At 43.7% G+C, this 17,662-nt stretch carries 16 protein-coding genes and 1 pseudogene; 14 read left to right on the forward strand and 3 right to left on the reverse strand.

Annotated features, from left to right (window positions below; genetic code table 11):
- Positions 1–8: 8 nt before the first annotated feature.
- Positions 9–956 (forward strand): signal recognition particle-docking protein FtsY, encoded by a 948-nt coding sequence (ftsY, locus tag LU279_RS07030; RefSeq protein ID WP_274421845.1) that lies wholly within the window; start codon positions 9–11, stop codon positions 954–956.
- 24 nt (positions 957–980) lie between these two features.
- On the forward strand, positions 981–2,192 hold the full coding sequence (ilvA, locus tag LU279_RS07035) for a threonine ammonia-lyase (RefSeq protein ID WP_274421943.1): 1,212 nt from the start codon (positions 981–983) through the stop codon (positions 2,190–2,192).
- 79 nt (positions 2,193–2,271) lie between these two features.
- Here ilvA and LU279_RS07040 read toward each other — a convergent pair whose 3' ends face one another.
- Positions 2,272–2,427: a hypothetical protein gene (locus LU279_RS07040; protein ID WP_274421847.1), complete on the reverse strand. Its 156-nt coding sequence runs from the start codon at positions 2,425–2,427 to the stop codon at positions 2,272–2,274.
- A gap of 196 nt (positions 2,428–2,623) precedes the next feature.
- Between LU279_RS07040 and LU279_RS07045 the strand changes: the two genes are divergently transcribed.
- A complete protein-coding gene (locus tag LU279_RS07045) occupies positions 2,624–3,454 on the forward strand; it encodes a S8 family peptidase (RefSeq protein ID WP_274421848.1) in 831 nt (276 codons plus the stop codon).
- Positions 3,455–3,576: 122 nt separating this feature from the next.
- Positions 3,577–4,788 (forward strand): NADP-dependent isocitrate dehydrogenase, encoded by a 1,212-nt coding sequence (locus LU279_RS07050; RefSeq protein WP_274421849.1) that lies wholly within the window; start codon positions 3,577–3,579, stop codon positions 4,786–4,788.
- Positions 4,789–4,866: 78 nt separating this feature from the next.
- On the opposite strand, the gene LU279_RS13595 is transcribed toward LU279_RS07050, so the two are convergent.
- Both LU279_RS13595 and abc-f read right to left on the reverse strand, forming a co-directional pair.
- On the reverse strand, positions 4,867–5,364 hold the full coding sequence (locus LU279_RS13595) for a hypothetical protein (RefSeq protein ID WP_442870144.1): 498 nt from the start codon (positions 5,362–5,364) through the stop codon (positions 4,867–4,869).
- Positions 5,338–6,732 (reverse strand): annotated as a pseudogene (gene abc-f / locus LU279_RS07055) (ribosomal protection-like ABC-F family protein); the annotation flags it as partial. The gene LU279_RS13595 and the pseudogene abc-f, both read right to left, overlap by 27 nt.
- A gap of 226 nt (positions 6,733–6,958) precedes the next feature.
- On the opposite strand from abc-f, the gene LU279_RS07060 reads away from it, so the two are divergent.
- The 10 genes from LU279_RS07060 to LU279_RS07105 all read left to right on the forward strand — a co-directional run bounded on the left by LU279_RS07060 (position 6,959) and on the right by LU279_RS07105 (position 17,652).
- Positions 6,959–7,603: a redox-sensing transcriptional repressor Rex gene (locus tag LU279_RS07060; RefSeq protein ID WP_022067669.1), complete on the forward strand. Its 645-nt coding sequence runs from the start codon at positions 6,959–6,961 to the stop codon at positions 7,601–7,603.
- 93 nt (positions 7,604–7,696) lie between these two features.
- Complete coding sequence (locus LU279_RS07065) at positions 7,697–9,223, forward strand: NAD(P)H-hydrate dehydratase (protein ID WP_274421853.1); 1,527 nt, start codon at positions 7,697–7,699, stop codon at positions 9,221–9,223.
- Positions 9,210–10,376, forward strand: coding sequence for an alanine racemase (alr, locus tag LU279_RS07070; protein ID WP_274421854.1), 1,167 nt, complete (start codon positions 9,210–9,212; stop codon positions 10,374–10,376). The genes LU279_RS07065 and alr overlap by 14 nt, the downstream gene beginning before the upstream one ends.
- Positions 10,377–10,473: 97 nt before the next feature.
- Entirely contained in the window at positions 10,474–10,821 is a 348-nt protein-coding gene (locus LU279_RS07075) for a type II toxin-antitoxin system PemK/MazF family toxin (protein WP_138270286.1), read from the forward strand.
- Between the two features lie 213 nt (positions 10,822–11,034).
- Positions 11,035–12,396: a hemolysin family protein gene (locus tag LU279_RS07080; RefSeq protein WP_274421855.1), complete on the forward strand. Its 1,362-nt coding sequence runs from the start codon at positions 11,035–11,037 to the stop codon at positions 12,394–12,396.
- Positions 12,366–13,094, forward strand: a complete 729-nt coding sequence (locus tag LU279_RS07085) for a YebC/PmpR family DNA-binding transcriptional regulator (RefSeq protein WP_274421856.1) — start codon at positions 12,366–12,368, stop codon at positions 13,092–13,094. Before LU279_RS07080 ends, LU279_RS07085 begins: the two co-directional genes overlap by 31 nt.
- A 281-nt stretch (positions 13,095–13,375) precedes the next feature.
- Positions 13,376–13,825, forward strand: a complete 450-nt coding sequence (locus LU279_RS07090) for an SUKH-3 domain-containing protein (protein ID WP_274421857.1) — start codon at positions 13,376–13,378, stop codon at positions 13,823–13,825.
- A gap of 765 nt (positions 13,826–14,590) precedes the next feature.
- Positions 14,591–15,235 (forward strand): ClpP family protease, encoded by a 645-nt coding sequence (locus LU279_RS07095; protein ID WP_442870145.1) that lies wholly within the window; start codon positions 14,591–14,593, stop codon positions 15,233–15,235.
- Positions 15,236–15,373: 138 nt separating this feature from the next.
- Positions 15,374–15,886, forward strand: a complete 513-nt coding sequence (gene nuoE / locus LU279_RS07100; RefSeq protein WP_022067677.1) for an NADH-quinone oxidoreductase subunit NuoE — start codon at positions 15,374–15,376, stop codon at positions 15,884–15,886.
- 11 nt (positions 15,887–15,897) lie between these two features.
- On the forward strand, positions 15,898–17,652 hold the full coding sequence (locus LU279_RS07105; protein WP_274421858.1) for an NADH-ubiquinone oxidoreductase-F iron-sulfur binding region domain-containing protein: 1,755 nt from the start codon (positions 15,898–15,900) through the stop codon (positions 17,650–17,652).
- The last annotated feature ends 10 nt before the right edge of the window (positions 17,653–17,662 follow it).

The following is a 17,662-nucleotide window of genomic DNA, read 5'->3' on the forward strand; positions in this document are numbered from 1 at the left end:
GCATGAGTATGGCTGAAGAAAAAAAAGGCTTTTTTAAACGGCTTGTCAGCGGACTGGCAAAAACAAGGGATAATATTGTAGCGGGATTCGATTCGATTTTCAGTGGATATTCCAGTATAGATGAGGACTTTTATGAAGAGCTGGAAGAGATTCTTGTAATGGGAGATATTGGTATCAACGCCACTTCTGCAATTCTTGAAAATCTGAAAAAGCAGGTTGTGGAAAAACATATCAAAAATCCTATGGAATGTAAGCAGCTTCTGATCGACAGCATCAAAGACCAGATGAGGGTGGACAGCACAGAATACGAGTTTGAAAACCGTAAGTCAGTAATCCTGATGATCGGCGTCAACGGAGTAGGAAAAACTACTTCTGTAGGCAAGCTGGCAGGAAAGTTAAAGGATGAAGGAAAAAAAGTGATCCTGGCGGCAGCAGATACGTTCCGTGCAGCTGCCGGAGAGCAGCTTTCTCAGTGGGCTGACCGCGCCGGGGTGGAGATCATCGGCGGACAGTCAGGAGCGGATCCGGCCTCTGTTGTCTACGATGCTGTAGCTGCTGCAAAAGCCCGTAATGCAGATGTGTTGCTCTGCGATACGGCAGGACGTCTTCATAACAAAAAAAATCTCATGGAAGAGCTGAGAAAGATCTACCGTATTCTGGAGCGGGAGTATCCGGAGGCGTATCTTGAAACACTGGTAGTCCTTGATGGAACAACCGGACAGAACGCCCTTGCCCAGGCGAAACAGTTTGCAGAGGTTGCCAATGTGACAGGTATCATCCTGACAAAACTGGACGGTACTGCCAAAGGAGGAATCGCAGTTGCGATCCAGTCAGAGCTTGATATTCCGGTAAAATATATCGGAGTAGGAGAAACCATTGATGATCTTCAGAAGTTTGATGCAGATACTTTTGTAAATGCATTGTTTGATGTAAACGAAAAGGAAAAAGAAGATTAAAAATACGGGGAGGAAAAAATGGCTATGCTTACACTGGAGAATTTTGAGGAAGCCTCAGAGATTGTAAAAAAAGTAACGCAGGAGACAAAGCTGATCAAAAGCAGTTATTTTTCAGAATTGACCGGAAACAGAGTTTTTCTGAAGCCGGAGAATATGCAGAGGACAGGCGCTTATAAAGTGCGCGGAGCCTATTATAAGATCAGCACATTATCAGATGAGGAAAGAGAAAAAGGCCTGATCACTGCTTCGGCCGGGAATCATGCCCAGGGTGTTGCCTATGCCGCCCATAAATTTGGGGTAAAGGCAGTGATCGTAATGCCTACCACAACACCACTCATTAAGGTAGAACGGACTAAAAGCTATGGCGCAGAGGTGATTCTGAAAGGCGATGTCTATGACGAGGCCTGCGCTTATGCTCTGGAGCTGGCTGAAAAAGAGGGATATACGTTTATTCATCCCTTTGATGATCCGGCAGTTGCTACCGGACAGGGAACCATTGCCATGGAGATTGTCCAGGAGCTTCCGCTTGTAGATTATATTCTTGTGCCTATTGGCGGCGGCGGTCTGGCTACCGGCGTTTCCACTCTTGCGAAGCTTCTTAATCCCCATATTAAGGTGATCGGAGTAGAGCCGGCAGGTGCAGCCTGCATGAAAGCCTCTCTGGAAAAAGGAGAAGTTGTAACGCTTCCTCATGTAAATACCATAGCGGACGGTACTGCAGTGCAGACTCCGGGTGAGCATATCTTCCCGTACCTTCAGGAAAATCTGGACAGTATCATTACCATTGAAGATGATGAGCTGATTATGGCTTTTCTGGATATGGTTGAAAATCATAAAATGATCGTAGAAAATTCCGGCCTTCTTACTGTGGCAGCGCTTCGCCATCTGGATTTTACCGGAAAAAAAGTAGTTTCTATTTTAAGCGGCGGAAATATGGACGTAATTACCATGTCTTCTGTAGTCCAGCATGGACTGATCCAGAGAGACCGTATCTTTACAGTTTCTGTGCTGATCCCGGATAAAGCCGGAGAGCTGGTGCGTGTAGCAGGTATCATAGCCCAGAATCAGGGAAATGTCATTAAGCTTGACCATAACCAGTTCGTTACCACCAACCGTAATGCGGCTGTAGAGCTGAAAGTAACCATGGAGGCCTTTGGAACAGAACATAAAAATCAGATTGTAAAGGCTCTGGAAGATGCAGGTTGTAAGCCAAAGGTGATCAGAGCAAGCCTCTGATCCGTTATAGCATTATGTAAGAAACCGCAGAAGGAGATTTTATGACGGTCTCCCTGCGGTTTGTTTTTTAGAACCCTGTTTACCTTTCGTGTTTTTCCATCCATGTTTTGATATAGTCCATCTGCTCCTGATCTGAGATCAGCTGAGAGGCCGGGTCATTTCCCGCAGCTACACAGCAGAACAGTACAAAAGACTGAAAACAGAAAAATATGATAAGAAATAAAATAAAGGTCATTGGAACCCTCCTTTTTTACACTGCTTTTTTTCAGACAGGTCAGCGTCCTGTCAGCTCTGAACTGTGATCCATATGGAATCATTCCGATAGTTTACAGTATTGGCAATTCTATGAAAAATATTCTTATTCTATAAAATTCGCAAAAAATTCTAAGACTGAATACATTAAAATAAAGCTTCTTTTTGGGAGTATATTCATGAAAACAATGAATTATACCGGAAAGGGTGTAGGTGTGGCGATTCTGGATACAGGAATCTATCCTCATCAGGATTTTGGAAACAGAATCTGCGCTTTTTCTGATTTTATTTTTCATAAATCCATACCTTATGATGACAATGGACATGGAACTCATGTGGCCGGGATTCTCTGTGGAGATGGAACAGCCTCCGGAGGAAAATACAGAGGAGTGGCTCCGGGGTGTGAGATCATTGGTCTGAAGGTTCTGGACCGGTTTGGAAATGGAAGCAGAGAGGATGTACTGTGCGCTTTTGACTGGATTCTCCGTTATATGCAAAAGTACAATATTCGTGTTGTAAATATTTCTGTGGGAACCACCTGTAAAAATGGGAAAGGACACAGTAGTCTGATCCGGGGAGTTGAGAAACTGTGGGATCAGGGACTGGTGGTTATTGCTGCGGCAGGGAATCAGGGACCGCTGCCCGGAAGTATTACAGCGCCGGGAAGCAGTCGGAAGATTATTACAGTTGGTTCCAGTGATATGCTTGTGGGAACGGAGGGGATTTCCGGAAGAGGTCCTACATTTGAGTGTGTATGCAAACCGGATCTTGTGGCTCCTGGAAATCGAATTGTTTCATGCGCATCAAAGGGCGGTTATCGTACGAAGAGCGGAACCTCCATGTCCACACCCCTTGTTTCAGGGGCTGTTGCTCTGGCTCTTGAAAAAGATCCTCTTCTTACTAATGTAGAGATCAAAATGATGCTGAGGGACAGCGCAGATGATATGGGGCTTTCCAGAAATCAGCAGGGATGGGGCAGATTTAACCTGGAACGGTTTCTGGAACTGTAGGGGAAAGAGAATCAGCAGAATCATAAATATTTTATGAAGTGAAAGCATCAGCGTTGACGTAAGGGGAGTTTTTTTGTACAATACTCAACAGAACGTACTTCACCGGAGAGGAGATAAAATACATGGATAAGATTAAAATGACAACACCCCTGGTAGAAATGGACGGAGATGAGATGACTCGTATTCTCTGGAAGATGATCAAAGAGGAACTTCTGCTTCCCTATGTGGATCTGAATACGGAATATTATGATCTCGGGCTTGCCTGCAGGAATGAAACAGATGACCAGGTAACCGTAGATGCTGCCAATGCAACGAAAAAATACGGTGTTGCAGTAAAATGTGCTACGATCACTCCGAATCATGCCAGAATGAAAGAATATGATCTGAAAAAAATGTACAAAAGTCCAAATGGTACCATCCGTGCCATTCTTGACGGAACGGTATTTCGTGCGCCAATCGTCGTAAAGGGGATTGAGCCCTGTGTCCGTAACTGGAAAAAACCAATTACCATTGCCCGCCATGCATATGGTGATGTGTATAAAAACACAGAATTTTATGTAGAAAAACCTGGTAAGGTGGAACTGGTATATACTTCTGAGGACGGGGAAGAGAAACGTTCTCTTGTACAGGAATTTAAGGCTCCGGGTGTTGCCATGGGAATGCACAATATGGAAGCATCTATTGAGAGCTTTGCAAGAAGCTGCTTTAATTATGCTCTTGATACAAAGCAGGATGTGTGGTTTGGAGCCAAGGATACTATTTCCAAAACTTATGACGGCAAATTTAAGGAGATTTTCCAGAAGATCTTTACAGAGGAATTTAAAGTAAAATTTGATGCGGCGGGTCTGACATATTTTTACAGTCTTATTGACGATGTGGTTGCCCGTGTAATGAAAGCAGAAGGCGGCTTTATCTGGGCCTGCAAAAATTATGACGGGGATGTTATGAGCGATATGGTTTCTTCCGCTTTTGGTTCTCTTGCCATGATGACTTCTGTTCTTGTTTCTCCGGACGGATACTATGAATATGAAGCGGCTCACGGAACAGTACAGAGACATTATTACAGACATCTGGAAGGAAAAGAAACTTCTACTAACTCAGTGGCAACAATTTTTGCATGGACAGGCGCGCTTCGTAAAAGAGGAGAGCTGGATGGAAATAAAGCCCTGATTGAGTTTGCAGAGAAACTGGAAAAAGCAACTCTTTCTACGATTGAATCCGGAAAAATGACAAAGGATCTTGCCATGATCACAACGATCAAACATCCAAAAGTGCTTTCCAGCAGAGATTTTATTCTTGCAGTACGGGAATCTCTGGACCGCATTATGAAATAATTGGGTGGAAAAGAAAAATAAACAGGAGCTGTTGGGCGGATATGCACAGCGGTTTTCTACATGAAAAACGGGAAATCCTCAGGCGAGGGTTTCCCATTTTTCATATAATTCTTCCAGTTCTTTCAGGACAGCTTCTTTTTCGCGACTTAGTTCGGTACAGCGTGCCACATTGGTACACACATCAGGAAGTACCAGAGTTTCATCGATTTCTTTGTCTCTTTTTTCCAGTTCTTCAATTCTGGCTTCTGTTTTTTTCAGTTCGTTTTCCTGTTTTCGTCTGCGAGCCTGTTCCTCCTTTTGCTGCTGCCAGGACAGCCTGCTGTCAGAGCTTCCTGTTTCCGATGCCTGTGTTTCTGTGGGAGCGGACAGGGCAGGGGCGTATTTTTCGGTCAGTTCCTCTTTTTTTTCAAGATAATAATCGTAATCGCCGATATAATTTACAATAGCCTGATGGGTCAGATCAAGAATTCTTGTTGCAGTCTGATTGATAAAATAACGGTCATGAGAAACATAGAGAACTGTTCCGCTGTAGCTGTTTAAGGCTTCCTCCAGAATCTCTTTGGAAGCAATATCCAGGTGGTTGGTGGGTTCGTCCAGAATCAGGAAATTGGCTTCTGAAAGCATTAGTTTGGCAAGAGAAACCCTTCCTCTTTCTCCACCTGAAAGAGAAGAGATCTCTTTAAAAACATCATCTCCGGTAAAAAGAAAGGCTGCAAGCATGTTGCGGATCTCTGTTTCCGTCAGTGTGGGATAGGAGTCCGAAATTTCCTGAAAAATAGTTTTTTCTGAATGAAGTACATGATGTTCCTGGTCATAGTAGCCAATCTGGACTTTGGAGCCCAGAGAAAAGCTCCCGGAGTCAGCAGGAAGAATGCTGTTAAGAATCTTCAGCATTGTAGTTTTTCCGGTTCCGTTATTTCCAATCAGAGCGATCCGTTCTCCTCTTTTTATCTGGAAAGAGATATCGGTAAAAAGAGTCTGCCCGGGAAAACTTTTGGAAAGTCCCTCTACAGTAAGAACGTCATTTCCACTAACGGTTCTCGGTTCCAGAGAAAGACGCATATGAGTCTGGATTTCCACAGGTTTGTCCAGCCTCTGGATCTTGTCCAGCATTTTTTCGCGGCTTTCTGCTCTGCGAATTGATTTTTCGCGGTTAAAGGACTTCAGTTTAACGATCACAGCTTCCTGATGTTTAATTTCCCGCTGCTGATTCAGGTATGCTTTATACTGAGCATCTCTCAGCTGCGCTTTTTTTTCTGCATAAGAAGAGTAGTTGCCCTGAAAAGTAATCACCTGACCAGATTCAATCTCCACGACTTTTGTTACTACTTTATCAAGGAAATAACGGTCGTGGGAAACAATAAAGACAGCTCCCGGGTAATTTAAAAGATATGTTTCCAGCCAGGCGATGCTTTCCATGTCCAGATGGTTGGTAGGCTCGTCAAGAAGAAGGATATCCGGTTTAGAGATCAGAAGCTTACCAAGGGCTACCCTTGTTTTCTGTCCTCCGGAAAGAGTTTCAATCTGTTTTTCAAAGTCATCTTCTCCAAATCCCAGACCTTTCAGTATACCGGTAAGTTCGCTTTTGTATGCATAGCCGTTTTCCAGTTCAAATTCATGGGTAAGTCTGGTATATGTGTTCATAAGCTGTTCCAGCTCTTCACCCTGTACATGTTTCATTTCCAGCTCAATAGAGCGCATACGCTCTTCCATATCAAGGATATGCTGCTTGGTTGTAAGAAGTTCTTCATAAATGGTACGCTGTCCGTAAATATCCTGATACTGGGCCAGATAACCCATTCGTCTGTCTTTTGCCAGGATCACGTTTCCGGAATCGGCAGAAAGCTCATCCATAATAATACGCAGCAAAGTGGTCTTTCCTGCGCCGTTATTACCGATCAGTGCGACTTTTTCCCGTTCTTCTATGTGAAAAGAGGCATCTTTTAAAATCTCTTTTTCGCCAAAGGATTTACAGATGCCCTGACATGCTAAAATCATTGTTGTTCCTCCACAGATTGCCTTAATTTATCTTAATATGTACTGTAAGATTATAAGGCTTTTACAATGATTTTGTAAAGACCAAAAAGCCTTTGCATAGCGAAAAAACTTTATTTGACAATAAAATAACATTTCGTTATAATTAATAGGAAATCAGAAGGAGGATCATTCCGTGGAGGCAAAACAAATTTCAAAAGCAGTGATAAAAAGGCTGCCGCGTTATTACAGATATCTTGGAGAACTGCTGGAAGAAAATGTGGAGCGTATTTCTTCCAATGACCTCAGCAAAAAAATGCATGTGACAGCGTCTCAGATCCGTCAGGACCTGAATAATTTTGGCGGATTCGGACAGCAGGGATACGGATATAATGTGAAATACCTGTACACAGAGATCGGAAAAATCCTGGGGCTGGATACGGTTCATCCCATGATCATTGTGGGTGCCGGTAATCTGGGACAGGCATTGGCAAACTATGTGGATTTTGAAAAACGCGGATTTAAGCTGATGGGTATTTTTGACATCAATCCTGTACTGGAAGGGATCGCAGTACGGGGAATTGAGATTCAGATGATCAGCGATCTTCCGTTTTTCCTGAAGGAAAATCAGATTGAGATCGCAATCCTTACGCTTCCGAAAAATAAGGCCGGAGATATGGCAAATATTCTGATTGAGAACGGAATAAAGGCAATCTGGAATTTTGCGCATATTGATCTGGATACTCCTGATGATGTGATCGTAGAGAATGTACATCTTTCCGAGAGCCTTATGCGGCTTTCCTACAATCTTAGCCAGTACCGTCAGGAACACGAAAATTAGCCCATCTCAGCAGGCTGTCACCCTATTCCGGGCGTGGCAGCCTTTTGACGTAAAAATATAAAATACTACAGCTGACAGAAAAGGAGGGATCGGATGAAAGAAGTGGTAAGCTGTGAGAGAATAAAACAGCTGGATGCATATACGATTGAAAAAAGAGGTATTCCTTCCTGCGTTCTTATGGAACGGGCAGCTTTGAAAACCGTGGAAGAAATGGAACGGGTTTTTCGTGAAAAAAATACAGAAGAAAAAATCCTCTGTGTATGCGGAAACGGAAATAACGGAGGGGATGGAGTTGCCATTGCGCGGATTCTTTTTCTTCATGGCTATCAGGCGGAGATCTATATGGCAGGGGATTCTTCCTCCTTTACCTGTGAAACCGCGCGTCAGTTTTCCATTGCATCAAATTATCACGTCCCGGTTGTGAATAACCCGCAGTGGCGTGAATATACTACTATAGTAGACGCTGTTTTTGGCGTGGGACTGGCCCGTCCTGTTATGGGAAAATATAAAGAACTGATAGAAACCATGAACCGGACGGCTGCCTGGAAGGTCGCTGTGGATATTCCATCTGGGGTAAACGGAGATACAGGCGCAGTGATGGGGGCTGCGTTTGAAGCGGATCTTACTGTGACCTACGGCTTTCTGAAGGCGGGGCTGTGCCTTTACCCTGGCAGAAAAAATGCCGGAAGGACGGTTCTGGCAGATATCGGCGTTTACGGAGAGCCTGGCGTCCCGGAGAAAAAGAAAATTCTGGAAGAGAAAGATATCAGAAATCTTCCCATGAGAACACCGGAGGGGAACAAGGCTACTTTTGGAAAGGTACTTGCAGTGGCAGGAAGTCCGGGAATGTGCGGTGCCGCCTATTTCTGTGCCGCGGCAGCATTTGCCAGCGGAGCGGGGATGGTGCGTATTCTTACAGATGAAAGCAACCGTATCCCTTTACAGAGCCTGCTGCCCGAAGCCATTATTGACTGTGGGGAAGGAGAAAAGGCTTATCAGAAAGCCTATGACTGGTGTGATGTGATCCTGATGGGACCAGGGCTTGGAATTTCGGAAAAAGCACGATTTAAGGTCCGCTGGTTTCTGGAAAAAGCTTTATCCGGGAAAAAAGTGGTCCTTGATGCAGACGGATTGAATCTTCTGTCAGAGAACCAGTCCTGGAAAAAACTTCTGGGAGATCATGTAATCCTGACTCCTCATATGGGGGAAATGAGCCGCCTTACCGGAAAAAGCATTGGTGGGCTTCAGGACAGCCGGGAGGCTTCAGCCCTGGAATACGCAGGAGATACCGGAGCTGTCTGTGTGCTGAAAGATGCCTGTACCGTAACAGCCGGTTCTGACGGCACAGTGTGGTACAATCTTTCCGGAAATGCCGGAATGGCAACAGCCGGAAGCGGAGATGTGCTTGCTGGTATTTTGGCGGGCATGCTTTGTATGTACAAAGGAAGAGAGATTTCATCCGGTGAAATGGCAGAGATTGCGGCAATGGGAGTTTTTATCCATGGTAGAGCAGGTGATCTGGCAGCTGATAAAAAGGGAATGTATGGCATGAAAGCAGGCGATCTGGTTCTGACGGTTCCAGAGGTATTGAAGTACGGAGGACGACATGAGGAAATATGACAGAATCAAGGCAGTAGTATCCCTGGATGCTGTTGCGCATAATTTTGGAGAAATGAAAAAAAATATCGCAAAAGGCACAAAGATTATTGCTGTGATCAAGGCGGACGGATATGGACATGGAGCAGAAGCGATTGCCCGTCTGGTCCACGGTTACAGTTATATCTGGGGATTTGCGGTGGCTACTGCCGAGGAGGCTCTTCAGCTTCGTGCCTTTGGTGTAACAAAACCAATACTGATTCTGGGAATCGTATTTGAGGAATATTTTCCTGATATGGTGGAACAGGAGATCCGGCTGACTGTCAGTGAATATTCCATGGCAGAACAACTGTCAGAGGAAGCTGTCCGTCAGGAAAAAACAGTACATATCCATATTGGACTTGACACAGGAATGAGCAGGATTGGATTTGCTGACACCGAAGAAAGTGTTCAGGAAATCAAAAAAATTACAGAACTGCCCAATGTAGAGGTAGAGGGACTGTTCACCCATTTTGCCAGAGCAGACGAAACAGATATTTCTTCAGCTGAAAAACAGCTGGAGCGTTATGTGGCTTTTGAAAGGCTGCTTTACAAAAATGGAATTAGAATTCCCATGAAACACTGTTCCAACAGCGCCGGTATTATCCGTATGCCAAAAGCAAACATGGATGCTGTCCGTGCCGGGATCACCATTTATGGGATTTATCCTTCCACAGAGGTGGAACGGGACATTGTAAAACTTCTTCCTGCCATGGAGCTGAAAAGTCATGTAAGTTATGTTAAGGAACTGAAGGCAGGGACTTCGGTCAGCTACGGGGGAACCTTCACGGCACAAAAAAACATGAAGGTTGCCACCATACCTGCAGGCTATGCAGACGGCTATCCCAGAAGTCTTTCCAACAAAGGCTGGGTTCTGATCCATGGAAAAAAAGCTCCTGTTATCGGACGGATCTGTATGGATCAGTTTATGGTGGACGTAACAGAAATACCTGAGGTGCAGACAGGAGATGAGGTAACACTTGCAGGAAAAGACGGAGATGAGGTTCTCAGTCTGGAAACTCTTGGAGATTTATCAGGACGATTCTCCTATGAATTTGCCTGTGATATTGGAAAACGGGTACCACGAATCTACATAAAGAACGGAAAGAAATGGGGAGAGCTGACCTTCTTTGAATAGGTAAAGGCGGCAAAAACTGGAAATACCACGCATGTATACACAAGAAAAAACTGGAAATACTGATTGGTAGAGAAAACAGAATCGGAGTGTGAATTGTGTGGTAATAAAAAGAGGGGATATTTTTTATGCAGATTTAAGACCTGTAGTGGGAAGTGAACAGGGTGGAGTCCGTCCTGTTCTGATCATACAGAATGATGTGGGAAACCGGCACAGCCCGACGGTGATCTGTGCGGCCATTACATCAAAAATGAACAAGGCAAAACTTCCTACACATATTGAAATTGATGCTTCTGCCTACGGAATTGAAAAAGATTCCGTGATCCTTCTGGAACAATTAAGGACCATTGATAAAAGAAGGCTGAAAGATAAGGTATGTCATCTGGATCAGTGTATGCTTGACCGTGTGAACCATGCACTGGAGATCAGTCTGGAGCTGAGTTTCTGAGACTTTTTGTGGGGCAGAGCAAAAGATGCCACGGTTTATTCTGTTCACAACGGGACAGCACTCTGTGAACAGTAAGCAAAAAATACTTTTTGGACGGGGATTCTTGACGAACAGCAGGGAAAGTGCTATATTTTAGCAGTGATTATGCTGTTCTGCAGGAAATTTTCGGGGAAATACACTGTAAGTACAGCCAGTTAAGAAAGGAAATACAAAATGGACGACGGCAGTCGATCGCCCCTGGCGGGGCTTATTGTTCTGGTGATACTGATTCTGCTGAACGGAATCCTTTATGGGTTTGCGGCAGCGGTCCGGAATCTGAACCAGAGCGAAATACAAAAAATGGCAGAGGAAGGGAACAGAAAAGCCGGATTACTGAAAAAACTTATTGATGAACCGGTAAGATATGTCAATGCCATTCCTCTGATCGTAACAGCTTCAGGAATCTTTATCGGTGTTTTTCTTGTGCCTCTATTGGCGCGGATCTCACATCGTTACATAGATCAGTTTCCGGCTCTGGTACTGATTTCGATTCTCTGTGTTGTGCTTCTTGCCTCTTTCGGCATTCTGATGTTCCGAAGGATCGGTGATTACCGTTCCAGACAATATGCGTTCCGCTATGTGCGGCTTGTCAGCGTGGTAGTAACAGTGATGTGGCCTTTTACTTTGGCAGTTACCTGGCTTGCGCGTATTACCGCAGGTGTTTTTGGCGTTGCGCTTGGAGAACAGCAGGAAGCTGTTACAGAGGAAGAAATAATTTCTATTGTGGATGAAGCCCATGAGCAGGGCGTTATAGAAAAAAATGAAGCAGAGATGATCCAGAATATCATTTCTTTTAATGATATTAAGGCCGGTGACATTATGACACATAGAACCGGAGTGGTGGCTTTCGATCAGGAAAGATTTCTGAAAGACGTCATAGATGAGATGCTGGAAGAGGGAAATTCCAGATATCCTGTCTATGAGGATGATATGGATAATATCAGAGGATTGATTCATTATAAAGATGCTCTCAAATTTATGACTCAGAATTCCTGGGCAAGATTTAAACCTCTCAGAGAGCTTCCGGGACTGATCCGAAAGGCAGATTTTGTACCGGAAACAGGGAGCATCAGCAATATTTTCCGCACCATGCAGGTAAAGCAGGCGCATATGGCAGTGGTGGTGGACGAGTACGGTCAGACGGCCGGAGTGATCACTATGGAAGATATTCTGGAGGAAATCGTAGGAGAAATCCTTGATGAATATGATGAGGATGAGGATGTTGCTATCCGGACTCAGACAGATAACAGCGTTCTGATCGATGGTTTTGCAGAGCTGGAGGATGTTGAGGAGGAGCTGGGGATCAGTTTTGGTGAGGTTGAAGTGACCACACTGAACGGACTTCTCACAGAGCTTCTGGGGCACATTCCCACAGAGGAAGATCTGGATCATGAGATTGTTGCAAACGGTTACCGCTTTAAGATTCTGTCTCTTGGAAACAGGACAATAGGAAAGGTGCGGGCCGAAAAAATAAATGACAAGAACACAAAAGGAGAAAGTGAGTTATGTCAGGACATTCAAAATTCGCAAACATAAAGCATAAAAAGGAGAAAAACGACGCAAAAAAAGGTAAAATCTTTACTGTGATCGGACGAGAGATCGTTATGGCTGTCAAAGCCGGAGGACCGGATCCGAACAATAACAGCAAGCTCCGCGATGTGATCGCAAAGGCAAAAGCAAACAATATGCCAAATGATACCATTGAGCGAGGTATCAAAAAAGCAGCAGGCGCAGAGGCTGCAGACAACTATGAACGTGCTACATACGAGGGATATGGTCCAAACGGTGTTGCTATTATCGTAGAAACTCTGACTGACAATAAAAACCGTACTGCCAGCAATGTAAGAAATGCTTTTACAAAAGGTTATGGAAGTATCGGAACACAGGGATGCGTTTCCTTTATGTTTGATCAGAAGGGACAGATCATCATTGACAAAGAAGAGTGCGAGATGGACGCAGATGAGCTGATGATGGTTGCACTTGATGCAGGCGCAGAGGATTTCAGCGAGGAAGAGGAAAGCTTTGAAGTGATCACAGCTCCGGATGATTTCAGTGCGGTAAGAGAGGCTCTTGAAGCTGCCGGAGTTCCTATGCTGGAAGCGCAGGTTGCCATGGTTCCACAGACTTATGTAGAGCTTACAGATGAAAAAGATATCAAAAACATTCAGAAAACTCTTGATCTTCTTGATGAGGATGATGACGTCACTGACGTATGGCACAACTGGGATGAATAATTGAGAATAGCCCTCAGGCCCTTGCAAACAGGGGATTTGAGGGCTGTTTTTATGTAATTTCCGTGATGCTTTTTGTGTAAAAAAGCGCTCCAGTGATGCTATACTTATAGTTTAAAGAAGTTGGCTTTACAGAAAAATTCTATATTACATGTACAGCATATCACCCTAAAAAATATAAACAGGGAGGTTATATTTATGCTGTCAGGGCAGGCTCTAAAAAATTTGTAAAAATTGATTAATTTTTTAGACAATGATGTATATTTTGCAGAACAGGAAAACGTATGAGAATAGAGAAAAAGGTAGAGAGAATTTCAGAACAATCAGGATATGAAGAAAATAGAAGTACAGATATTTCGGAAATATTAAAATTATATGATGAGTATGGATATATTTATAACGAGAAACAGAAACATTTTATGGAGAGATATGCGTATTTAGAAATCAGATACAATCATCCAATTTGGAATCAGGAGATAAGTCTTCGTTTGAATCCAATAGAAGCTCAAAAGACTATTGAAATGAATATGGTGTGTGAATATGAAGAATTTCTTGATGATAAGTTGTTGATTATTGGAGATATTGAGCGAGATAATATGACTTTATTTCTCTCGAAAAAAGGGATTTTTTATTCATGTTTTGATGATTGCATTATAAAATGGGGAGAATGCTTTGAGAAAGTAGTTTCTATGTTGGTGAATGGTAGAAAAGGAAAATTGATCATTATGGACTAACAGTTCTATGGCAAGTGCGTAAGCTTTGGGTGACTATGAATTTATCACTTTATTATTAATGATAGCAGATAGATGTTCCTGAGTTTTCACAGTTCTGTCTACAGAACGCACAATCCTCCTTATTGCTGACAGGCAACTTTTTCTGCGGAAAACAGAGCTGGAATATTGATGATTCGGCATCAATAAATAAAGAATAAAAACTTATATTTTACACATAATATCTTCATGAAAGATGGTTTTGTAGGAATATTACAGGCAAAGAGCATGATTTAAGCTGAGATTGTAAAATTAAGAATGGGGTTAAGTAGTAAATGAATCGGTGAAAGATATTTTGCCTGAGAAGAATATTATCCCGTATAAGAGCAGATACACAAGCGGACATGCTCATAGTTAAGACTGTAATATTAAAAACCAGATTTATTATGTCATGAAAAAGTTAAAATTACTTTTGTGATTATTTGTGCCGCAGGGAAAAGACGGCAGAATGGAGGTATTATGTCCGAAAAAAGAAGGCTGCAAAGGATAAATTATAACCAGGAGGCTGTGTCAGCGCCGGGCTATGAGAGAAAAGAAAACAGACACCCAGAGGAAAAATCTCTGAATCAGACAAATATAAGAAAAAAGAAGAATCCGGTAAAGGAAATGATTTCCGGATCAGAGGGAAATGGAGAATTACAGGAAAACGCTGATTTTAAGACAGAGGGTACTGGCTACGAGCAGGAAAAACTGGAAAATCAGGACAGAAAAAATCAGCAGATAAAGGAAATGGGTCAGATAACTCTGGATAAAAATTCACGAAAATATCATGTAGAGCTTCTTACGATCATTGGAGAGGTGGAAGGGCATGAATCAGCGTCTTCTCAGAGCAAAACTACAAAATACGAGCATGTACTTCCAAAGCTGGCTCTTGTGGAGGATGATGAAGATGTGGATGGCCTTCTGATTCTTTTAAACACAGTGGGTGGTGATGTGGAAGCAGGGCTTGCCATTGCCGAGATGATTGCATCTTTAAGTATTCCTACAGTTTCTCTTGTTCTGGGAGGCAGCCATTCTATTGGTGTTCCTATGGCTGTATCAGCGGACTATTCTTTTGTTGTGCCAAGCGCTACCATGGTAATCCATCCGGTGCGTTCCAGTGGAATGTTCATCGGTGTTGCGCAGACTTACCGGAATATGGAAAAAATCCAGGATCGGATCACAGGCTTTATTGCTTCTCATTCCCGCACATCCCAGAAACGTCTGGAAGAACTGATGCTGGATACTACACAACTTGTAAAAGATGTAGGGACTATGCTGGAAGGCAGGGAAGCCGTAGAAGAGGGGCTGATCGATGAAGTGGGAGGAATGAAAGAAGCTCTTGCCAAACTGTATGAACTGATTGATCTTCAGAAAGCAGACAAAAAAATGTAGTTCCAAAAAGTTAGTCACATTATTAACAATTTATGAAAAATCATGTACTTTTTCCTTTGACTGTCCCTTCTTTTGTGATATAATGCTAAGGAATGAGTAGTGATGTTTAAAATAATTTCTACAGGAGGGACAAATCATATGAGCAATACGTGTGGATGTCAGAACAGCGGAAACGCGGATTTCGCTGAGTTGGCTCCGGTGCTTGAAAAATATGCAAAGGTGCCGGGAAGCCTGATTACCATTCTTCAGCAGACTCAGGATATCTATGGGTATCTTTCCATGGATGCGATTAATTATATCGCAGAAAGAACAGGGATCATGCCTGCTAAAATTTACGGTGTGGCTACGTTCTATGCACAGTTCCGCTTACAGCCGATCGGAAAGTATCTGATCATGCTCTGTAAAGGTACAGCCTGTCATGTAAATGGTTCTGACATGATCGAGGAAGCTGTCTGTGAACATCTTGGAATCAAAGACGGAGAGACAACAGAGGATGGTCTGTTTACATTAAACAATGTGGCCTGTCTTGGCTGCTGTTCTCTTGCGCCGGTCATGATGGTAAAATCAGCAGACGGTGAGGAAACATTCGGAAACCTGACAAAATCTTCTGTTAAGAAGATTCTTGACGATTATAAAGCAAAGAACGCATAGGAGGTAGAAATATGAAAGTTGTTGTAGGACAGGGCAGCTGTGGTATTGCTACCGGAGCTAAGAAGACCTCTGATGAGTTCCAGCGTATCGTAGCAGAAAAAAATCTTACAAATGTTGTTATTGATAAGACAGGATGTATCGGTACCTGTTATCTGGAGCCTATCGTTGATGTATATAATGACGAAGGCACTCTGGAAGCAAGATATGTTAAATGCACTACAGATAAAGTCGAAAAAATCGTAGAGGAGCATCTGATGGGCGGTAAGCCGGTAGAGGAATATGTGATTCCTGCAGAGGATGAGGCGTTCCTTTCCCAGCAGCAGAGAATTGTTCTCCGCAACTGTGGTCAGATCAATCCGGAAAAAATTGAAGAATACATAGCAGCAGGCGGTTATGAAGCTGCACGTAAAGTTATTACATCCATGACTCCTGATGAGGTTATCGAGGAAATCAAGATTTCCGGACTTCGCGGACGTGGTGGCGCCGGCTTCCCTACATGGTTTAAATGGAATGCGATCAAATCCAACAAGGGCGCACAGAAGTATATGGTATGTAACGCAGATGAGGGTGATCCGGGTGCATTTATGGACCGTTCCGTTCTGGAAGGCGATCCACACTCTCTGCTGGAAGGTATGATCATCGGCGGTTTTGCCGCAGGCGCTACCGAAGGTATCATTTACTGCCGTGCTGAGTATCCTCTGGCAATCGCGCGTCTTGAGATCGCTATGGCACAGGCTAGAGAGAAAGGATATTTGGGCAAGAATCTGTTTGGAACAGGTTTTGATTTCGATATCCGTATCAAAGCAGGCGCAGGTGCCTTTGTATGTGGTGAGGAAACTGCTCTTATCGCTTCTCTTGAAGGCGAGAGAGGTATGCCGCGTCTGAAACCTCCGTTCCCGGCAGCAAAAGGCTACTGGAAGCTTCCTACCAATATCAATAACGTGGAAACTTATGCAAACGTTGCGTGGATCATTGCCAACGGCGGACAGGCCTTTGCGGACAGAGGCGCTGAAAAATCCAAAGGCTCCAAGGTATTTGCTCTTGCAGGAAAGATCAAGAAAGGCGGCCTTGTTGAAGTTCCGATGGGTATGTCTCTCCGCGAGGTTATCTACAATATTGGCGGTGGAATCAAAAATGACAAAGAGTTCAAAGCTGTTCAGATGGGTGGTCCCTCCGGCGGATGTATCCCGGCAGAATTGATCGACACTCCTGTTACCTATGAAGATATCAATAAGACAGGTGCTATCGTTGGTTCCGGCGGTATGATCGTAATGGACGAAGATACCTGTATGGTAGACATGGCGCGTTTCTTCCTTGACTTTACCAAGAAAGAATCCTGCGGTAAATGTAACTACTGCCGTATCGGTACCAAGAGAATGCTTGAGATTCTTGAGAGAATCACAAAAGGCGAAGGAAAAGACGGAGATATCGAGCTTCTGGAAGAACTGGCAGAAAAGATCAAGGACGGCGCTATGTGCGGACTTGGACAGACTGCTCCGAACCCGGTACTTACCACTCTGAAATATTTCCGCAACGAATATGAGGATCATATTTATAATCATAAATGTACTGCAAAATCCTGTAAGGCTCTTATTCACTACGAGATTACAGAGGACTGCAAGGGCTGTACAGCCTGTGCAAGACACTGCCCGGTTGGCGCTATCAGCGGTGAGAAAAAACAGCAGCATAAAATTGATCCTGCTGTATGTATTAAGTGCGGCAAGTGTGAAGAATCCTGTAAATTTGGCGCAGTAAAGAGAGTTTAATAGGAGGTGC

Origin of the sequence: Blautia sp. XA-2221 (assembly GCF_028767025.1) — a bacterium.
In the GTDB taxonomy this organism is placed as follows: domain Bacteria; phylum Bacillota; class Clostridia; order Lachnospirales; family Lachnospiraceae; genus Blautia_A.